Here is a 17,322-nt window from a genome sequence, read left to right on the forward strand (position 1 = left end):
TGCCTTAAAATCAATTAATTCCATATAATATGCAAAAAATCCATTCTGTTATCTGTGGCCTCTCCTTAGCATTTCTTCTTTGCCAGTGCAGTACCGTAAAATCTGTTACCCAAGAAAATAACGATGGTTGGATTTCTATGTTCAATGGACAGGACATTGATGATTGGACCACTAAAATACACCATTACGATGTTGGGGATAATTATGGAGATACCTTTAGAGTGGAGGATAGTATCATTAAAGTACGTTATGACAAATATGAGGGCGATTTTAACGAAAGGTATGGGCACCTTTACTATAACACCCCCTATTCTTACTACCATTTTGTGGTGGAATATCGTTTTGTGGGAGAGTTACATCCAGGTGCACCCAGTTACACCATAAAGAATAGCGGTGTAATGTTCCATTCCCAAGACCCAAGGAACATGCCCAAGGAACAAGATTGGCCTATTTCAGTGGAATTGCAGTTATTGGCCGGATTGGAAGAAGGAAAATCAAGACCTACAGGAAATATGTGTTCCCCGGGAACCGATGTGGTATACGAAGGTAAAATTGACCCAAGACATTGTATTAATTCTTCTTCCAAAACCTATTTCGGAGATCAATGGGTACGTGCCGAGGCCATTGTTTTAGGAGACTCCATAGTAACCCACATTGTTAATGGCGAACAAGTATTACAGTACACCAAACCACAAATCGGAGGTGGTGTTGCCAACAGATATGACCCAGCAATTAAGATCGATGGCAAATTGTTAAAGGATGGTTTTATTGCCTTACAGGCCGAAGGACAGCCCATAGATTTTAGAAAAGTGGAAATTAAGAACTTAAAGGGATGTATGGATCCCAAAGCCTCAAATTACCGTAAATACTATATTAAACCAGACCCAGAGGATTGCAAGTACAACTAATTTTACCGGACCATTGGATTATTGAATGTCTCCCCCAACCGGCAAGCCACTTGGGACCTTTTCCGGAATTTCCTTATCAAAATTGTCGTCGTTAAGGGTGTTCAAAAAAGAAATAATCAAAGACATATCCTTAACGCTGAGTTGTAGTTCCCTAACAAAGGGATCGAACATTTCCTTGGATACTGAAGGATTACGTGTTTTCCCAAAGGAGATATCCTCATAAAATTCCAATACCTGTTTTAAATTTTGAAAGGCTCCATTGTGCATATAGGGCGCCGTAAAACGCAAATTTCTGAGTGAGGCCGTTCTAAATGCGAAACTTTCCTCAAATCCACTATCCGGTTCAGGTACCTTATTATTCTCCGGAACTCCCAATACGTGCAATTTATAGTCCGAAAACATAGGCCCATTATGGCAATTGATGCAACCTACGGATTTAAAAAGTTCAAAACCTTCTTTTTCCGAATGGGAGATTGCGTTTACATCTCCCGCCATATATTGGTCAAAACGTGAATTGTTGGCAACCAAAGTCCTTTCAAATGCCGCAATCGCCTTTCCTATATGAATGCTGTCTATTTCCGTGTTAGGCCCAAAAGCATCTTCAAAAAGGTCTTTATATTCAGGAATAGATTGAAGCCTCGTTGCCACTTCCGTTAAAATCTGTGACTTGGTAAAATGAAGCCCTTTCATTTCTTCCATGGTCTTAATGGGTTCCAAGGCCTGTTTTTCCAAGCTCTTTACCCGGTCGTCCCAAAACATGGGAGCATTTTCTGGGTCATACTCATCCTTTCCAAGTATACCATTAAATGCTGTGTTTAAAATAGTCGGGGAATTACGTTTCATTAAGGGAATGTTATTGGGCTCCTTAAAAACTCTTTTGCTGCCCAATCCCCTACCGTTACTACCAATGGAAAGATCTAAGAACTCGGCATAACCTGTAGCTGGATGATGGCAACTTGCACAGGCAATGTCTTTGCCTCCTGCAAGAATGGGGTCGTAAAACAATAGTTTCCCCAAAAGTTCCTTCTCCTTTGAATTTGGATTGTCAAGGGGCATTTTAATGCTTTTTGGTAAGGCCGCTACCTTGGCTATTTCTTTAGACTGTACGGAGTCCCCATGCTTCTCCTTTGCAGAATTGCCGCAACCCACCAGCAGTATGGACAGTATTATGGCACTCTTACAAAAATAAATCTTCATAAATCTCTACTTTTTCCTAGACAAGTTTAGCACTTAATATCCTCAATAACAAACACTAAACCTTCAAAATCTATAAATCCAACACTTTTATTTGATTTCTATAAAGTTTTATTTTGCCTTCGTTTTCCATTTTTTTCAATAATCGTGACACCACCACTCTCGAGGTGTGAAGGTCATAAGCTATTTCTTGATGTGTGGCGTACAACAAGTCATCATTGGTAACTTTGGCCTTATCCTGCAAATGCTTCAGTAATCTTTCGTCCATTCTAAGAAAGGCAAGAGTATCTATAGTCTCCATAAGCTCCATCATCCTTGCATTGTAACTGTCCAGGATAAACCGCTGCCAAGTCTTATATTTTCCCATCCAAGTTTCCATGTAACCTACAGGAATCATTAATATTTCGGTATCGGTTTCTGCTACAGCCCTTATTCCACTTTTTTTATTTCCCATGCAACAGGAAAAAGTCATGGCACAGGTGTCCCCTTTTTCAACAAAGTACAACAACAGTTCATTGCCGTCATCATCCTCCCTTAATACCTTAATAGCTCCACTTAGCAACAAGGGCATGGACTTAATGTTATCACCGATTTCCATTAGAGTTTGGCCTTGACTAACTTTTTTATAGCTACCAACTGTCCTAATTTCCTCCAACAACTCTGGTTCAAAAAGATAGCCATAATGTAATTCCAATGCTTCTGTCATACTTACCGTATCAAATATTTGGTTGTATAATTACCGAAAAAATCTTCTCCATCCTATTTATATTTAGAAATCCGGTATGCAGTTGTTCCTGGCGAACCGCATAGGGATAAAAGGAAATAGGTTCTATACACAGCATATTGGGAACCTCTGTCCACAACATAAAATTTCCAAAACCTTCCGTTTTTATGCCAAGTCCCCCAATATCCAATAAAGTAATGGAATTGCATTCCAAAATTGGCAGTGCCCTGCTTCCTGCTGCAAGTACCTCTTGTAAGGTAATTGTTCTATCACCGGCTTGTATCGTTACATTTTCTGAATGTAACTTAAAGGCCGGATGGTATCCCAACATAAATGGCATTCCCTCTTCACCCCTTATCTTAAATTGAATTTTAAGTCCCTTTTCCATGATTTCGTAAGATTTCAGGAATTCGAAATCATAGGGCCATGCTAAATATTCTTCCGTGGATTTCGCTGGAAATTTAGAGTTTTTTATTTGAGTGCCGGAAACATATATTTTACTGAAAACTGCTTTCGTTTTGGTTTGGGAAACAAGTTCATATTCCATTTCCCTCAATAGACCATGTTGATCCTGTATTGCATTTCCTTTTGGAGTTGTAACCCTAAAATTGGCCTCAATGGTGGGACCTATTATTGGAAACATTTCAGTATCGGAATTTCGCCATCCCGGGCTACCCTTTTGATGAATATACTCATGGCCATGCACCTTATAGCCTACCAACTCACCAGCATCGATACCTACTATTTGATTATGTAGTTTCAAACTCACCATGTACTTGCACTTTTTATCTGAAATTCAACTATTTACAGTCCTTGTAGGACCAACATAATTATCCAATGCTTCTACTCGAATTGTATGGCTTTTACCGGAGAAATTTTAGTTATAATATAGGACGGCACAAGCAACATCAGTAGGCATAAAACCAACACACCAAGATTAAGGAACAAAACCGTTAAAATATCAATGTGCACGGGAATATAATCTATATAATATTCCTTCGGGTTTGGAAACTTAAACATACGAAATTTATACTGCAACCCAATAATGCCCAATCCAATGATATTACCCAACAACAGTCCAACACCTATCAAATAAGTAGCATTGTACAAGAATATCTTACGTATACTCCAATTGGAAGACCCCAAGGCTTTTAAAATCCCTATCATTTGGGTGCGTTCCAAAATTAAAACTAGAAGTGCCGTAATCATGTTAATACCTCCCACAATGATCATTATACCAATGATCAGTGCTATATTAAAATCGAATAGGCCCAACCATTCAAAAATTCTATAGTATTTGTCCTTTATGGTCTGAGTATCCAGATCGGACAAAGTTTTTCCATAAATTTCTTTGGCCTTATTGTCTATTTCATCAAAATTATCGACAAATATCTCAAAGTTACCCACTTCATTATCCGCCCATTTATTCATATGCTGAATGTGACGCAGGTCGATAAAAATATAGGATCCATCCAGCTCTTCAAAACCACTATCGTAGATTCCCGTAATAGTAAATTTCCTTTGATTGGGCATTTTGGATTCATCATCTTCCTTAAAGAAAATAGCAACGAACGAATCGCCCGTTTTCAGTCTTAGTCGATTAGCCAGTACCCGTGAAATTAAGGTCTCATCATTGATTTCTCCTACGAAATTGGGTAAGGCCCCATCTACCAGAAACTCCTTAAAAACCTCCCAATTATAATCGGCCCCAACCCCTTTGGCTATAACCCCTTCAAAAGTTTCTTCCGTTCTTATTATACCGGCTTTAGTAGCTACTGCCTGAATATGCTGTATTCCACTAACCGATTTAAATTGCGGATAAAAATCCTGATCAAGGGAAACAGGGACCATGGACACGTCGGAAGTGTTGTTGTCATAGTTATATATCTGGATATGGCCATTAAAGGCGGCTATTTTTTCGCGTATCTTGTGCTTTAATCCAACTCCGGTCGAAATGGCCACCAACATCATTATTACTCCCAATGAAATTGCCGCAATAGCTATTTTTATTATTGGTGCAGATATGCTAATTTTATGCTCCTTCCCTGTAACAAGGCGCTTGGCAATAAAAAATTCTAAATTCAATTTATGGCAGTTTTTTCCGTTTTCAAAAATACAGTTTTATTATTGTTTTTTACACTTTCTTCTTGTGGAAACCCTACCAAAGCCCATAATAAGGAACTTAATTCCCAAGTGGCTCAAGACACCTTGGCTACCAAATTGCCCATAGTCGTAGCCGCCAATAGAACCGAAGCCTATCTACCCTTGTTACAAGGAAAAAAAGTAGGTGTGGTGGCCAATCAGACCAGTGTTATCTTTAAAGATACCGAACCCCTATCCTACACCCATATTGTAGATTCACTTTTGTCCCTAAACATTGATATTAAACAAGTATTTGCACCAGAGCACGGGTTTCGAGGCGAGGCAGATGCAGGTGAAAAAGTGAGCGACGGCAGGGACGAAAAAACCGGGCTTCCCATAATTTCCCTATACGGAAAGAACCGTAAGCCCTCTAGTGAACAATTAAAAAACCTTGATGTTGTACTATTCGACATTCAGGATGTAGGGGTAAGGTTCTATACCTATATAGCCACCATGCAATTGGTCATGGAGGCATGCGCCCAAAACAACATTCCTGTAATTGTCTTGGATAGGCCAAATCCGAACGGACACTATGTAGATGGCCCCACCATGGAAACCGAACATAGAGGATTTTTAGGAATGACCAATATTCCTTTGGTATATGGTATGACCATTGGGGAATACGCCAATATGATCAATCAAGAGGGTTGGTTGGAAAATAAGGCTGTAGCGAACCTAACCGTAATACCAATGGAGCACTACGATCATCACAAGGATTATATTCTACCTATTAGGCCATCTCCAAACTTACCTAATAACACCTCAATTTATCTTTATCCCAGTTTGGGATTGTTTGAAGGAACAAATGTTAATGCAGGTCGTGGAACAGAATTTCAATTTCAGCGTTATGGCGCCCCCTTTATGGACAGTACCCAATACAACTTTAAATATATACCCGTCCCAAATTTTGGATCTAAGGACCCAAAACATAATGGTAAAATTTGTTACGGCAAGGACCTGTCACAGACTCCAAAAATGAATACTGTGGATTTGAATTATATATTGGACGCCTATAGAAACACTAAAGACAAGAGTCTGTTCTTTAATAACAGTGGCTTCACCAGACATGCAGGGACTGAAGTTTTACAAAAGCAGATAGAAACAGGTCTTTCCCATGAAGAAATTAAGAAGACTTGGCAAATTGATATTAACCGTTTCAAGAAAATAAGGGCCAAATACCTTATTTACAATTGACGTGTAGATTCCAAATCCATCTTTTCCGGAGATTTGTAGCGCTTAAAAGGAATTTTCAACAAGGCCCCTATATTGGAATTCTCCTTTTCATTGGGATAGGTATCCACTCCATATACTATTTGATCGTTGGGCAATTTTAGGAAGGTTCCAAAAAGACGGTCCCAAATAGAAAAAATATTTCCATAATTACTATCCGTATAGGGTAATTTATAGTGATGATGCACTTTGTGCATGTCCGGTGAGACAATAACCCAACTCATTACATTATCCACCTTTTTGGGCAGTGAAATATTGGCATGGTTAAATTGCGACAAAACAACCGAAAGAGCCTGATATATCATAATTATGGCCACTGGAGCCCCAACCACGAAAGTCCCAAAGCAGGTAAATGCAAAACGGACCAGACTTTCTCCTGGGTGGTGCCTATTGGCAGTAGTAGTGTCTACCTCGTGATCCGTATGATGAATAAGATGAAAGCCCCATAGCACTTTAACCTTGTGCTCTACCCAATGGGCCAACCAAGCACTAAGTAAATCCAACAACATTACTCCCACCAATACCTTTAGCCATATGGGCATAATGGGCAACCAATTCAACACGCCAAAATCATTTGCTATGGTCCAATCACTGGTTTTTAAAAGTAAAAAAGCCAATGGAAAATTAACCAAGATGGTAGTAAGCGTAAAGAAAATATTAATTCCGGCATGTCTTATCTTGCTGTATTTTAATTGAAACAAGGGAATAATGTACTCCAATATCCAAAAAAAGGCTATCCCTGAAACCAAAATGATACTTCGGTGTGCAGAAGGTATAGTTTCAAAATAAGTATAAATTGATTCCATTGTCTAAATTTACAAAATAGTTGTCGGGTATAAAACGTATAAAAGTGAATTGAAAGTTTTGTAAATACCGGTATAAAAACTAAAACAAATCCTTTCTACTTAAGACGTATTAATTTTTTCATTTCTTCCACAATATTATAGGCCGCCGGGCAAATGGCCACATTTTTCAGGGTAAGATGACTAATTTGCTGAAACTTTTTTCTGTCCGTGTGGGGAAATTCGCGGCAGGCCTTGGGTCTTACATCATAGATGGAGCAGTAATTTTCCGCATCCAAAAACGTACATGGAACCCCTTGCAATACATAATCATTATCCTCATCCAACCTCAAAAATTCATCAATAAATTTTTGGGGTTTCATCCTAAAATGCTTCGCAATACGCTCCACATCAGCATTGGTAAATAGGGGCCCAGTAGTCTTACAACAATTGGCACAGTTTAGGCAATCGGTCTTTTTAAACTCTGCCTCATGTAAGTCCTGCATAATATAATCAAGGTCTTTAGGCGGTTTTCTCTTTAGTTTTCCAAAGAATTTCCTATTCTCGTTGTGCTTCTCCTGTGCAAGCTTGGGAAGTTGCTTAATTACCTCATCCATTATGGAATAAACTTTTAAAAGTTGGTTAAAAGTCCCACATTTGCATCAAAATAACAAATTTATATGGCTAAGGACATTTTGGGCAATGCACTCTTGGATTATCAATCAGGTAATTACACTGAGGATATCAAGACATATTCCTCCTTGGATGAAGAGGATATTATTCCTGTCCCCTACCTATTTAGGGACTTTAAAAAAATGCCCCCTTTGGAACAAAAGGCCCTGAAGTATTGCAAAGGCAGTGTCCTGGACATTGGTTGTGGCGCAGGTAGCCATAGTCTTTATTTACAAAAAAAAGGATTCTCGGTAACGGCCTTGGACAATTCCCCTGGAGCCATTGATACGTGTCAAAAAAGGGGATTGGAGCAAACTGTTTTATCTGGCATCCACGATTTTGACCTTCATAAATACGACACCCTTCTTATGCTTATGAACGGAATAGGCATAGTGGGAAAGTTGAAAAACATCGACTCCTTTTTTACACATTTAAAATCGCTCTTAAAACCTAAGGGGCAGATCCTTCTGGATTCCAGTGATATTATTTATATGTATGATGAGGATGAGGATGGGGGATACTGGATTCCTGACGACCAAGATTATTACGGAGAGGTGACCTTTGAAATGGAGTATAAAGGCGAGAAAAGTGAACCTCTTGATTGGTTGTATATGGATTACAACACCTTACAACGTGCCGCTAACGCCAATAACTTGGCTTGTGAGCTTGTAAGCAAAGGAAAACATTACGACTATCTAGCTAAACTTACACAATTAAGGTAATACCTGTGGAAATTTGTCGTTATCTTTAAAGTAACATGCCCTTATTCCAAATTTATTAAAAATGAAGAAGTTATCCATTTTAATTTTCTTGACCTTTGCCTTAATTCTAGGCTGTTCCAAGGACTCCAATGAAAGCGACGCCCTAAAGGTAGACAAGACAGCAAATTTAAAAGGTCCAGGCGATTCGGCCAATGAATTCCTTTCCGACTCCAAATTTAAAAACTTAATGATTGAAATTGGTTATGTAACTAATTTCAGACCCACAGAAACAGCGATTACCAATTTTGTAGACCTTCTTAAAGAACGGACCCACAAGGATAATATTAGCATCATTTACAAGGAATTGAAATCCCCACAAAAGGATAGCCTAAATGTGGAGGAAATAGCCGATCTGGAAAAAGAAAATAGAACTATCTACAATAATGAAGACACTTTAGGGCTTTACATCTATTTTACCGATGCAGCTTCCAGTGATGATAAACCTGAAGAAGATCTGGTTACACTTGGAGCCGTTTACAGAAATACCTCCATGGTTATTTACGAGGCTACCGTTAGAAAATTGGCCGCCAGGAGTTCCCTAATTAGTAATTCTACTGTAGAAACTGCCACTTTAAACCATGAGGCAGGTCATTTATTTGGTTTGGTCGACCTGGGAACACCATCTGTTAACGAGCATCAAGATCCGGATGCCAAAAGTCACTGTAATATTCAGAATTGTCTAATGCGGGCAGAACTACAATTTGGCTGGGGAATGGCCAAAATGTTGACCTCAAAAGGTGGAGCGGTCCCTAATTTTGGAGTGGAATGCATTGCAGACCTTCAAGCCAATGGAGGAAAGTAGCCATAAAACCCTTGGCAAAAACCAAATATAGGTATTGATCAACTCTAAAGATTTCTTCAAGAAAGAATCACTAGAACTAAAGGAACAAAGCTGAATAAATTTAAATTCCCGGAAAAATCCTGTTGGGCACTTTCGGATTTACCTTGGGAACTAGTTTCCAGTTTCTAGTTTCCAGTTTCTAAGATAATAATTGCTAATTTTACGATCCATTAATATTGAATCAATTCAAATGAAAAAAATAATTACCACAAAAAATGCCCCTGCGCCAATAGGACCATACAATCAGGCTATTTTGGCAGGTAACACCTTATATATTTCCGGACAAATACCCATTGACCCCAAAACCGGGGAATTGGTATCTGGGGATATAAAAAAGGAAACAGAGCAATCCATGCAAAATTTAAAAGCCATTCTTACCGAGGCAGGAATGACTTTTGAAAATGTTGTTAAATCCTCAATCTTTGTAAAGGATATGCATCAGTTTGCACAAATAAATGAGGTATATGGCGCTTATTTTGATGCGGATACCGCTCCAGCCAGGGAAACAGTTGAAGTAGCAAATCTACCCAAGTTTGTAAACGTGGAAATATCCATGATCGCGCTTAAATAGAAGCTCTGTGGAACTCAACAAGACCTTCAATTGGTCTTTGCCTAATAACACCAAGTACCAAATCATTTCTTTCAACCACAGTTGCCAGTTCCTCACGTAGGTAATAGGCTATACTGCCCACAAAACTTACAGGAACTTTTGTAGCCAATTCAAACTGCATGATATAGTTATTAATAAACTGCTGAAAGCCTTTATCTATAACTCCCCTGCAATATGGATGATTTTTATTTTCTACTATAAATCTGGCAAAAGTGGCAAGATATGTATTGGGATTAGGTTGCTTGTACAAATTTTCCTTGATTACGTCGGCATCCAAATTATATTCCTTGGCGAATTTGGTAGCCAAATCTTGCGGCATTTTATTAAAATAGTAATCCCTTATCAATTTTCTCCCGAAAAAGTTACCGCTACCATCATCCATGGGAATATACCCCAATGAGGTAACTTTTTGATGTAATTCTTCACCATCATAATAGCTGCAATTGGAACCTGTTCCTAAAATACAAACAATTCCATGTTGCCCTAATTTTGTTGTGGCGAATATTGCGGCATAAGTATCTTCCTTTACTTCTGCTTTTGCCTTGGGAAAAAAATCGTTAAAAATCTCTGTTAAAAACTTTTTCATCCTATCGGTTCCACATCCGGCGCCATAGAAAAATAAGTGTGTAACATTCTCCCTGTTCTTGGAAAGTTCAAAATTATTGGCCAAACGGTCTTCGATTACAGGACGGGTCAATACTTCAGGGCTTAATCCCAAAGTTTGTGTCATGAATAACTGGTTACCCTTGTCATCCAAGGCAATCCAATCCGATTTTGTTGCGCCACTATCTACAATCAATATCATATAACAAGTTTATTAAAAAAGAATCCTGAAAATAAGCAAAATATCGCTCACTTTCAGGATTCATTAAATTATTACCCAATAAGACTATAATTTATGTATGTATTGTGCTAAGTCTACCAATTTATTGGAGTATCCAGACTCGTTATCATACCAAGAAACAACTTTGAAGAATTTTGAATTTAATTCAATTCCTGCGCCTGCATCAAAAATACTAGTTCTTGGGTCTCCAATAAAATCTTGGGAAACTACCGCTTCATCGGTATATCCTAAAATTCCTTTTAGTTCACCTTCAGAAGCCTTTTTAAATGCCTTCTTGATTTCTTCATAAGAAGTCTCCTTCTCCAAACGAACCGTTAAATCCACTACAGAAACATCAGCAGTTGGAACACGGAAAGCCATACCTGTTAATTTACCCAACAATGATGGAATAACCTTGGTAACGGCTTTGGCCGCACCTGTTGAAGCAGGAATAATATTCAAAAGGGCACTTCTACCACCTCTCCAATCTTTTCTGGAAGGACCATCAACGGTCATTTGAGTAGCTGTTGTAGCGTGAACCGTAGTCATTAAGGCTTCTTCAATTCCGAAGCTATCGTTCAATACCTTGGCCATTGGAGCCAAACAGTTGGTAGTACAAGAAGCATTTGAAACAATTTTATCCGATGCTTTGGCATCTTTATGGTTTACACCCATTACAAACATAGGCGCATTGCTTGATGGAGCTGAAATAACCACTTTTTTGGCACCACCGTCGATATGTGATTGTGCTGTTTCCAAAGTAGTAAAAATACCGGTACATTCGGCCACGATTTCCGCACCAACTTCATCCCACTTTAAATTTTTAGGATCCCTTTCGGCAGTAATTCTAACCGTTTTACCGTTTACGACCAAATTACCATCCTTTACTTCAACTGTACCATTGAATTTTCCATGTACAGAATCATATTCCAACAAATAAGCAAGATGTTCTACATCCAACAAATCGTTAATAGCAACTACTTCTACATTATCTCTTTCTACTGTAGCCCTGAAGACCAATCTTCCAATTCTACCGAAACCGTTAATCCCTATTTTCAAGTTTGACATTTTCTTTGTTTTTAATGTTTAAAATTATGTTGTCATGATATCGGAAACCCGCATAAGTTCCTTATCAATTTTTGTATGTCCTTTTATTGCCTTACTGATCGGCGTCAATGTTATAGTATTATCTTGTATACCCACCATTAAGTTGGTTTTCCCATCCAATAACGCTTCAACCGCCTTTACTCCCATTCTACTTGCCAAAACACGATCAAAACAGGACGGCGACCCCCCTCTTTGCATATGCCCTAATACGGATACCCGAACATCGTAGATAGGAAGGTGCTCTTCTACATATTCCTTAAGTTCAAAAACATTTTTACCCGTTTTATCCCCTTCGGCCACCACCACTATACTGGATGATTTACCAGATTGCTTACTGCGTTTTAAAGATTCCAATAATCTTTCAAGGCCAAGGTTTTCCTCTGGAATCAATATCTCTTCGGCTCCTGCACCAACACCTGCATTTAATGCGATATGTCCAACATCCCTTCCCATAACCTCTACGAAGAAAAGTCTATTATGTGAACTGGCCGTATCCCTAATTTTATCTATACATTCGACAGCTGTATTTAAGGCTGTATCAAATCCTAACGTATAGGTAGTTCCAAAAATATCGTTGTCGATTGTACCCGGTATTCCAATTATAGGAAAATTAAACTCCTTGTTAAAGGTCAATGCACCAGTAAAGCTACCATCTCCTCCAATAACAACAAAAGCATCTATTCCAGCAGCTATTAGTTGATCATATGCTATCTGCCGGCCTTCTTTGGTCCTAAATGGCATACAACGGGCCGACTTTAGGATAGTTCCGCCCTTATTAATTATATTGTTGACGCTACGTGCGTCCATAACCTTAAAATCACCTTCCATCATGCCTTCATATCCTCTGTAGATACCAACACATTCTACTTTTAAATAAGCACATGTACGCACCACTGCCCTAATTGCAGCGTTCATTCCCGGTGAGTCTCCTCCTGATGTAAATACACCAATTTTTTTTATTGCTGAAGCCATAAAAATTTTAAAAGGCAAAACTAGCAAACTTATTTCAATAAATACGCGACTTTGGCTTTAATTTGACAATAGTGGAGCACTAAAACGTTTGCGTTGAATATTTTCTTGAAAATTGTTAAATTCATAATCAATCTTTAGCAAAAAGTGATTTTTCCCTTTTTGCCAAAATGGATTAAAACAGCCTTAAAATCAACTATTTTTTCTTTCCTAGAATTTTAAGCATTAGCTCTTTAAAACTATTGAAATCTACCTGATAGGAAAGTCCAACACCTTGGGTGTATCCCTGACGATCTGCAAGAAATTGTTGAATTTCGTTTTCCCTGTTGAATATTTTTGCGCTGAGGGTCCCTTCTTCGTTTAATAAAATCTGTACTTCCACGTCCCCGGCAACCACTGTTTCCGTTACTCCGCCTACCGGGACCCCTACCCTTCCGTTTAGAAGTACCCGATCGCTGATTTGGGTGGACAAGGTTACCCCTACTCTATTTTCCGTCTGTATATCGGTACTTCTATCCAAAATACCTTGCTCATAGGACAAGCCCAAATTCAGTTTATCGTTATCCCCCGCCAATAAGGAATTGAGAATTCCAGAAGCCGATTGAAGAAGGTTCCCTGTAACAGCTTGCTGATTGATACCTGTTTGGTCATTGACAAAAGATCCTTGAGCCAATAAAAAAAGTGCGTTTCTTTCGGCAATTGTAGGATCCTGCAATCTATATTCCAATTCCGATTTTACAATGGAATTGGTTCCGGGAAAATCGATTCTCCAATCTATGATCGGGCTTTCCAACTCACCAGTAAGTCTTACAACCACGTCGGTCGGTATTCGTCTAGTATACCCAGGATTATCCAATAATGGAGCAGGATTGGCATTTAGGGAATAAACGGCTTCCATATTTAGCTGAGCTGCCAAGGGTTCCCTTTCCCAGGTAATATTACCTCCTGGCTTTACCCTGAAGGTTTTATCCACTATACCACCAAACTTATAGCGAAACTGGCCAGTGACAACTACAAAGTCACCGTACATATTAAACTTACCGTTAGTGTTGATTTCAATAAATAAAATCCCCGCACCTGTTCCTTTCAAGGAACTGCCTGTTTTGGTGTCCACAACAATTTCTACCTCTGCATCGGGAGTAACATCCAAATTAAAGGCCAGCTCAAGGCCCTCCACTTCTTTAAGAACACGTTGGGCGGTATCCGTATTTTCTGGCTTTTTACCCACGAAATTGATAAAAGAAAAATCTCCAACACTAACTACATCGCTAATTGGGATTTTCAAGGAGGTCCCCCGCGCCGTTTCCCCATCCACATTTATCGTAAGGGCATTGGTTGGCCCAAATATTCTCCCCGTACCATTTAAATAACCAGCCCCATAGTACAACACTTCTTCCTTAAACGGTGTATTTAGAATTAAAAAACGGTCATTATTGGTATCAACATCCAAATCCAAACTCCAATCCCTAAATAATTTATGTGTAATTGTACCGTCCAGTGTAGCTTTGGTATTCATGGCTACATCGGTAAGTTTAATTTTCTGAAAATTAAAGGTTTGATTGGTCAACCTAACCTTGGAGAAGGGTGCAAAACTATAATCAACGTTTAAATACGGAATTGCTATGCCGGCTTCATTTAAGGACAGCACTCCACTCATATCGGGATTATTTATGGGTCCCCTTAGTATGGCACTACCCTGCAATAAACCCCTAATATTGGTAATAACCCCTTCGCCCAATGGACTAAAAGGCTCTAAATTAAACTTGTTGAAATCAACTATCAGATTGGCTTGGGGAATCTCCTCACGGTTTGAGATATTACCTACAACGCTAAGCTTTTCAAACCCCTTATCCACTAAGGAGGTATTCACAACAAAATCGGTCAGATCCCTATTGCCAACTATGCCAATAGCCAGATCTCCCAAAGTAATATCGTTGACACCAAAATTCTTAATATTTAAATTGGAGGAAGGCAGATAAACATTGTCCTTCTGCAAAACGTTCAAGGTTCCATTGACCTCCCCATGTAACTTTAGGCTATCTATAGAGGGTGTAATCTTGCCCAAGGTCACTATTTTAAACTGCAGCTCAACATCTTTATAAGTGGAATCCGCCAATTGACCTCTTAACCGAATTTGCTCCTGTTCATTATTGTTCATTACTATTTCCTCAATAGTAATACTATCCAGTGTTTTGTTGAGAATTACCTTATTCTTGTTATTGCCGTCCTTGTTGAGTATCCATTTATTCCCCTTAAAACTAATATCCGAAGTTTTTAAACCGATAACGGATTTGTTTTCCTTATTAAAGGTATGGTAGAAATTCAGGTTATAACTATCATTATATTCGCTCCCCCCCCGAAACTCCGTTCTAAAAAATAAGGTATCCTTTAAGGTGGTATTGATTAAATTAAAATCTTTTACATCATAGTAGGGCGTTGCAAGATCACCGATGGAAACATAGGTATTAAACAAGGGGTTCTTATTATCTATCTTTACATCAATGTTATCCAATTCATTGCCATAAGCCATTATACTAGGCGATTTAAAGGTGAGCTTAAAATCCCCTTCATCCGCTATGATATTTCCTCTAATAAAGGTGTTGGGGTCAAATTTCACCTCTGGAAAAAACACATCCACAATCTTGTTATAGATTTTAAAATTAAAGGCCAACCTTTGATTTTTTGAAATATTGAAAGGTCTATAATTGGTGTAAATACTTCCCAAAGAATTTTGTAGCAACCTACCCAGTTCTTTTACCTTGAAATTACCTTTCAAAAATCCAGTAATGATATCCGGGGAATTAATATCTATAATTCGTGTACTGTCATTTTCAAATGTGGACGAAACTTTAAAATCCTCAAAGTAGTAGGTGTCGTTTTTATTTTGATAATTGGTTTTGGTAAACTTTATATCCCCTACAATATTATCCAAGGAATTCCCGGTAATATCCATATTTACATCCCCTTTAAATATGGAAACACTATCCTTTATAAAGTTTATTTTTTTGAGATCCGCATAATCTACCGAGGCAATGAAGTTGAAATTATTTCTATTTTCGGCAAAATCCGCCAATCCTTTAAAACTAAACATTATATTTTCGTCCTTACACAATAGGGATCCATCAAAAAGTTGTTCTTTAATAATCCCCGATACGCTTATATCCTTATAATCGTAGCCGTTAAAATTTAAGGAATACACCTGCCCAATTACTTCAGTATTTAGATATTCCATGACAACACCTTTACCCTCCACATTAAAATCCAGATTGGCCATGCCCACATCTTTTCTTTCAATTAGATTTCCCAGGTCAAAATCGATCAATGAGACAAACCCCTTGTAGGAGGCGTCGTCTATATGGTCTATATCTGTAAGTTCCAGATCCACATAACTGCTCCCAATGAGGGTATTAATGTTGGCTTTGGCATTTATTGAAGATTCGGTGATTAGGGCCTCCCCACGTACCGTAAACTGGCCCAATTTCTGTATTGAAGACGGCAACACATCCAAAATATTGGGCAACAATGCCCTGAGCTCGTAGTAGTTGGAAGTAATATTTTTCATATTTGCCGTTAGGGCAAATATGCCATCCTTGGCGAACAAATTTTCAAAATTAAAGTCCCCACGGATACCGGTATTATCCATGGTTAAAAACAGGTCGTTCGTATTTAAATCGTTCAATACCCCGTCTACCTTGGTAGAGAAAGTTACTATTTTATCGCTTCCAAATTGGTTATAAAGCAAGTTTACTTCATTCAAGGCCACTGTAGACTCAATGAATTCTGCATCAATTTTCACCTTGTTCAAAAAATCCCTAAAGTCTTCCCTATCATAATCGAATACTACTTTACCCAATAAATGGGACTGAGGGGTCTTAATACTCAAGGAATCAAATCGCATTTGTTGTTTTGTATACTTAAACTCGGTAGCCATTTTCTCTACCACCACACCCCTTGTGCTCCTAAAGGACATCTTTTGAATATTAGAAGTTACGTCAGGGCCAATTATGGTAAATTCCGAGGCCGAGATGTTTAGATTATCAAAATTCAGCATTTCAGTAGTCTCTCGATTTTCATCAATGAGCTTAAATTTACTATCCGTTATTTCAACATCAGCGGAAGAAAAATAAAATGGGGGCGTTCCGGGTTTGCGCGGTTTTTTATCATCCAATTTATCAATAAAAACCTCAAGGTTGGTATTGTTGTTGTCCTGGTAGGTTTTAAGCTTAAAATTGAGTCGCTCAATAGCTATATCACCAAACTCCAGTTTACCGTTCACCAAATTGCGAACATTTAGGATGGAAGTACTTAAATTATCAATATAAAATAGAGTATCCTGTTTATAATCTTCAATATAAACACCTTGAAGTGAGGTATCCCACGAAATTAAGGAAATTCTTAAGCGCTCAATATTAATGTTTGTACCAAATTCCTTGTTGATTTCTGTAGTGGCATACTTGGCAAAAAGTGTCTGGACAAAAGGCAAAGAAAGTATTACACTACCCAAAACGCAAATAAGAACGAGTACCAAAAATACTCTGACCAGGATTTTTCTTAATTTT

15 protein-coding genes are annotated in these 17,322 nt (G+C 38.4%); 5 read left to right on the forward strand and 10 right to left on the reverse strand.

All coding sequences use genetic code 11. The features are described 5' to 3' along the window. Window positions 1-29 precede the first annotated feature (29 nt). On the forward strand, window positions 30-908 hold the full coding sequence (locus CWD91_RS08555; protein ID WP_103440579.1) for a 3-keto-disaccharide hydrolase: 879 nt from the start codon (window positions 30-32) through the stop codon (window positions 906-908). An 18-nt stretch (window positions 909-926) separates the two neighbouring features. On the opposite strand, the gene CWD91_RS08560 is transcribed toward CWD91_RS08555, so the two are convergent. The 4 genes from CWD91_RS08560 to CWD91_RS08575 all read right to left on the reverse strand — a co-directional run bounded on the left by CWD91_RS08560 (window position 927) and on the right by CWD91_RS08575 (window position 4,911). Continuing rightward, a complete protein-coding gene (locus CWD91_RS08560; RefSeq protein ID WP_103440580.1) occupies window positions 927-2,105 on the reverse strand; it encodes a cytochrome-c peroxidase in 1,179 nt (392 codons plus the stop codon). Window positions 2,106-2,175: 70 nt separating this feature from the next. Continuing rightward, a complete protein-coding gene (locus CWD91_RS08565; protein ID WP_103440581.1) occupies window positions 2,176-2,808 on the reverse strand; it encodes a Crp/Fnr family transcriptional regulator in 633 nt (210 codons plus the stop codon). Between the two features lie 10 nt (window positions 2,809-2,818). Then, a complete protein-coding gene (locus CWD91_RS08570) occupies window positions 2,819-3,598 on the reverse strand; it encodes an aldose epimerase family protein (RefSeq protein WP_103440582.1) in 780 nt (259 codons plus the stop codon). A gap of 71 nt (window positions 3,599-3,669) precedes the next feature. Continuing rightward, window positions 3,670-4,911 carry an ABC transporter permease gene (locus CWD91_RS08575; RefSeq protein WP_103440583.1) on the reverse strand — a complete coding sequence of 414 codons (1,242 nt, stop codon included), beginning with the start codon at window positions 4,909-4,911 and terminating at the stop codon, window positions 3,670-3,672. Between the two features lie 3 nt (window positions 4,912-4,914). Here CWD91_RS08575 and CWD91_RS08580 point away from each other — a divergent pair, with 3 nt between their 5' ends. Continuing rightward, window positions 4,915-6,162, forward strand: coding sequence for an exo-beta-N-acetylmuramidase NamZ family protein (locus CWD91_RS08580; protein ID WP_103440584.1), 1,248 nt, complete (start codon window positions 4,915-4,917; stop codon window positions 6,160-6,162). Here the strand turns inward: CWD91_RS08580 and CWD91_RS08585 are convergent. Further along, on the reverse strand, window positions 6,153-7,004 hold the full coding sequence (locus CWD91_RS08585; protein ID WP_103440585.1) for a sterol desaturase family protein: 852 nt from the start codon (window positions 7,002-7,004) through the stop codon (window positions 6,153-6,155). The two genes, CWD91_RS08580 and CWD91_RS08585, sit on opposite strands and share 10 nt — an antisense overlap. Before the next feature lie 95 nt (window positions 7,005-7,099). Next, window positions 7,100-7,597 (reverse strand): YkgJ family cysteine cluster protein, encoded by a 498-nt coding sequence (locus CWD91_RS08590; RefSeq protein ID WP_103440586.1) that lies wholly within the window; start codon window positions 7,595-7,597, stop codon window positions 7,100-7,102. A 63-nt stretch (window positions 7,598-7,660) separates the two neighbouring features. Between CWD91_RS08590 and CWD91_RS08595 the strand changes: the two genes are divergently transcribed. From CWD91_RS08595 to CWD91_RS08605, 3 genes are all read left to right on the forward strand, one after another. Then, the gene (locus tag CWD91_RS08595; protein ID WP_103440587.1) at window positions 7,661-8,374 is read left to right on the forward strand and encodes a class I SAM-dependent methyltransferase; all 714 of its coding nucleotides are present in this window, start codon (window positions 7,661-7,663) and stop codon (window positions 8,372-8,374) included. 61 nt (window positions 8,375-8,435) lie between these two features. Continuing rightward, window positions 8,436-9,215, forward strand: a complete 780-nt coding sequence (locus tag CWD91_RS08600; protein WP_103440588.1) for a hypothetical protein — start codon at window positions 8,436-8,438, stop codon at window positions 9,213-9,215. Between the two features lie 229 nt (window positions 9,216-9,444). After that, on the forward strand, window positions 9,445-9,825 hold the full coding sequence (locus tag CWD91_RS08605; protein WP_103440589.1) for a RidA family protein: 381 nt from the start codon (window positions 9,445-9,447) through the stop codon (window positions 9,823-9,825). On the opposite strand, the gene CWD91_RS08610 is transcribed toward CWD91_RS08605, so the two are convergent. From CWD91_RS08610 to CWD91_RS08625, 4 genes are all read right to left on the reverse strand, one after another. Next, window positions 9,818-10,669 carry an N-acetylglucosamine kinase gene (locus CWD91_RS08610; RefSeq protein WP_103440590.1) on the reverse strand — a complete coding sequence of 284 codons (852 nt, stop codon included), beginning with the start codon at window positions 10,667-10,669 and terminating at the stop codon, window positions 9,818-9,820. The two genes, CWD91_RS08605 and CWD91_RS08610, sit on opposite strands and share 8 nt — an antisense overlap. An 84-nt stretch (window positions 10,670-10,753) precedes the next feature. Then, a complete protein-coding gene (gene gap / locus CWD91_RS08615) occupies window positions 10,754-11,755 on the reverse strand; it encodes a type I glyceraldehyde-3-phosphate dehydrogenase (protein WP_103440591.1) in 1,002 nt (333 codons plus the stop codon). A gap of 24 nt (window positions 11,756-11,779) precedes the next feature. Next, window positions 11,780-12,766, reverse strand: coding sequence for a 6-phosphofructokinase (gene pfkA, locus CWD91_RS08620; protein ID WP_103440592.1), 987 nt, complete (start codon window positions 12,764-12,766; stop codon window positions 11,780-11,782). A 193-nt stretch (window positions 12,767-12,959) separates the two neighbouring features. Continuing rightward, window positions 12,960-17,267, reverse strand: a complete 4,308-nt coding sequence (locus CWD91_RS08625) for a translocation/assembly module TamB domain-containing protein (RefSeq protein ID WP_239985706.1) — start codon at window positions 17,265-17,267, stop codon at window positions 12,960-12,962. Between the last annotated feature and the right edge of the window lie 55 nt (window positions 17,268-17,322).

Source organism: Arenibacter hampyeongensis (genome assembly GCF_002909255.1).
Lineage (GTDB): Bacteria > Bacteroidota > Bacteroidia > Flavobacteriales > Flavobacteriaceae > Arenibacter > Arenibacter hampyeongensis.

Bases quoted from the DNA above. Each gene is read 5' to 3' on its own strand.
- CWD91_RS08585 (WP_103440585.1), bottom strand. From the start codon at position 7,004: ATGGAATCAATTTATACTTATTTTGAAACTATACCTTCTGCACACCGA.
- CWD91_RS08605 (WP_103440589.1), top strand. From the start codon at position 9,445: ATGAAAAAAATAATTACCACAAAAAATGCCCCTGCGCCAATAGGACCA.
- CWD91_RS08555 (WP_103440579.1), top strand. From the start codon at position 30: ATGCAAAAAATCCATTCTGTTATCTGTGGCCTCTCCTTAGCATTTCTT.
- CWD91_RS08570 (WP_103440582.1), bottom strand. From the start codon at position 3,598: ATGGTGAGTTTGAAACTACATAATCAAATAGTAGGTATCGATGCTGGT.
- CWD91_RS08600 (WP_103440588.1), top strand. From the start codon at position 8,436: ATGAAGAAGTTATCCATTTTAATTTTCTTGACCTTTGCCTTAATTCTA.
- CWD91_RS08560 (WP_103440580.1), bottom strand. From the start codon at position 2,105: ATGAAGATTTATTTTTGTAAGAGTGCCATAATACTGTCCATACTGCTG.
- CWD91_RS08565 (WP_103440581.1), bottom strand. From the start codon at position 2,808: ATGACAGAAGCATTGGAATTACATTATGGCTATCTTTTTGAACCAGAG.
- CWD91_RS08610 (WP_103440590.1), bottom strand. From the start codon at position 10,669: ATGATATTGATTGTAGATAGTGGCGCAACAAAATCGGATTGGATTGCC.
- gap (WP_103440591.1), bottom strand. From the start codon at position 11,755: ATGTCAAACTTGAAAATAGGGATTAACGGTTTCGGTAGAATTGGAAGA.
- pfkA (WP_103440592.1), bottom strand. From the start codon at position 12,766: ATGGCTTCAGCAATAAAAAAAATTGGTGTATTTACATCAGGAGGAGAC.
- CWD91_RS08595 (WP_103440587.1), top strand. From the start codon at position 7,661: ATGGCTAAGGACATTTTGGGCAATGCACTCTTGGATTATCAATCAGGT.
- CWD91_RS08580 (WP_103440584.1), top strand. From the start codon at position 4,915: ATGGCAGTTTTTTCCGTTTTCAAAAATACAGTTTTATTATTGTTTTTT.
- CWD91_RS08590 (WP_103440586.1), bottom strand. From the start codon at position 7,597: ATGGATGAGGTAATTAAGCAACTTCCCAAGCTTGCACAGGAGAAGCAC.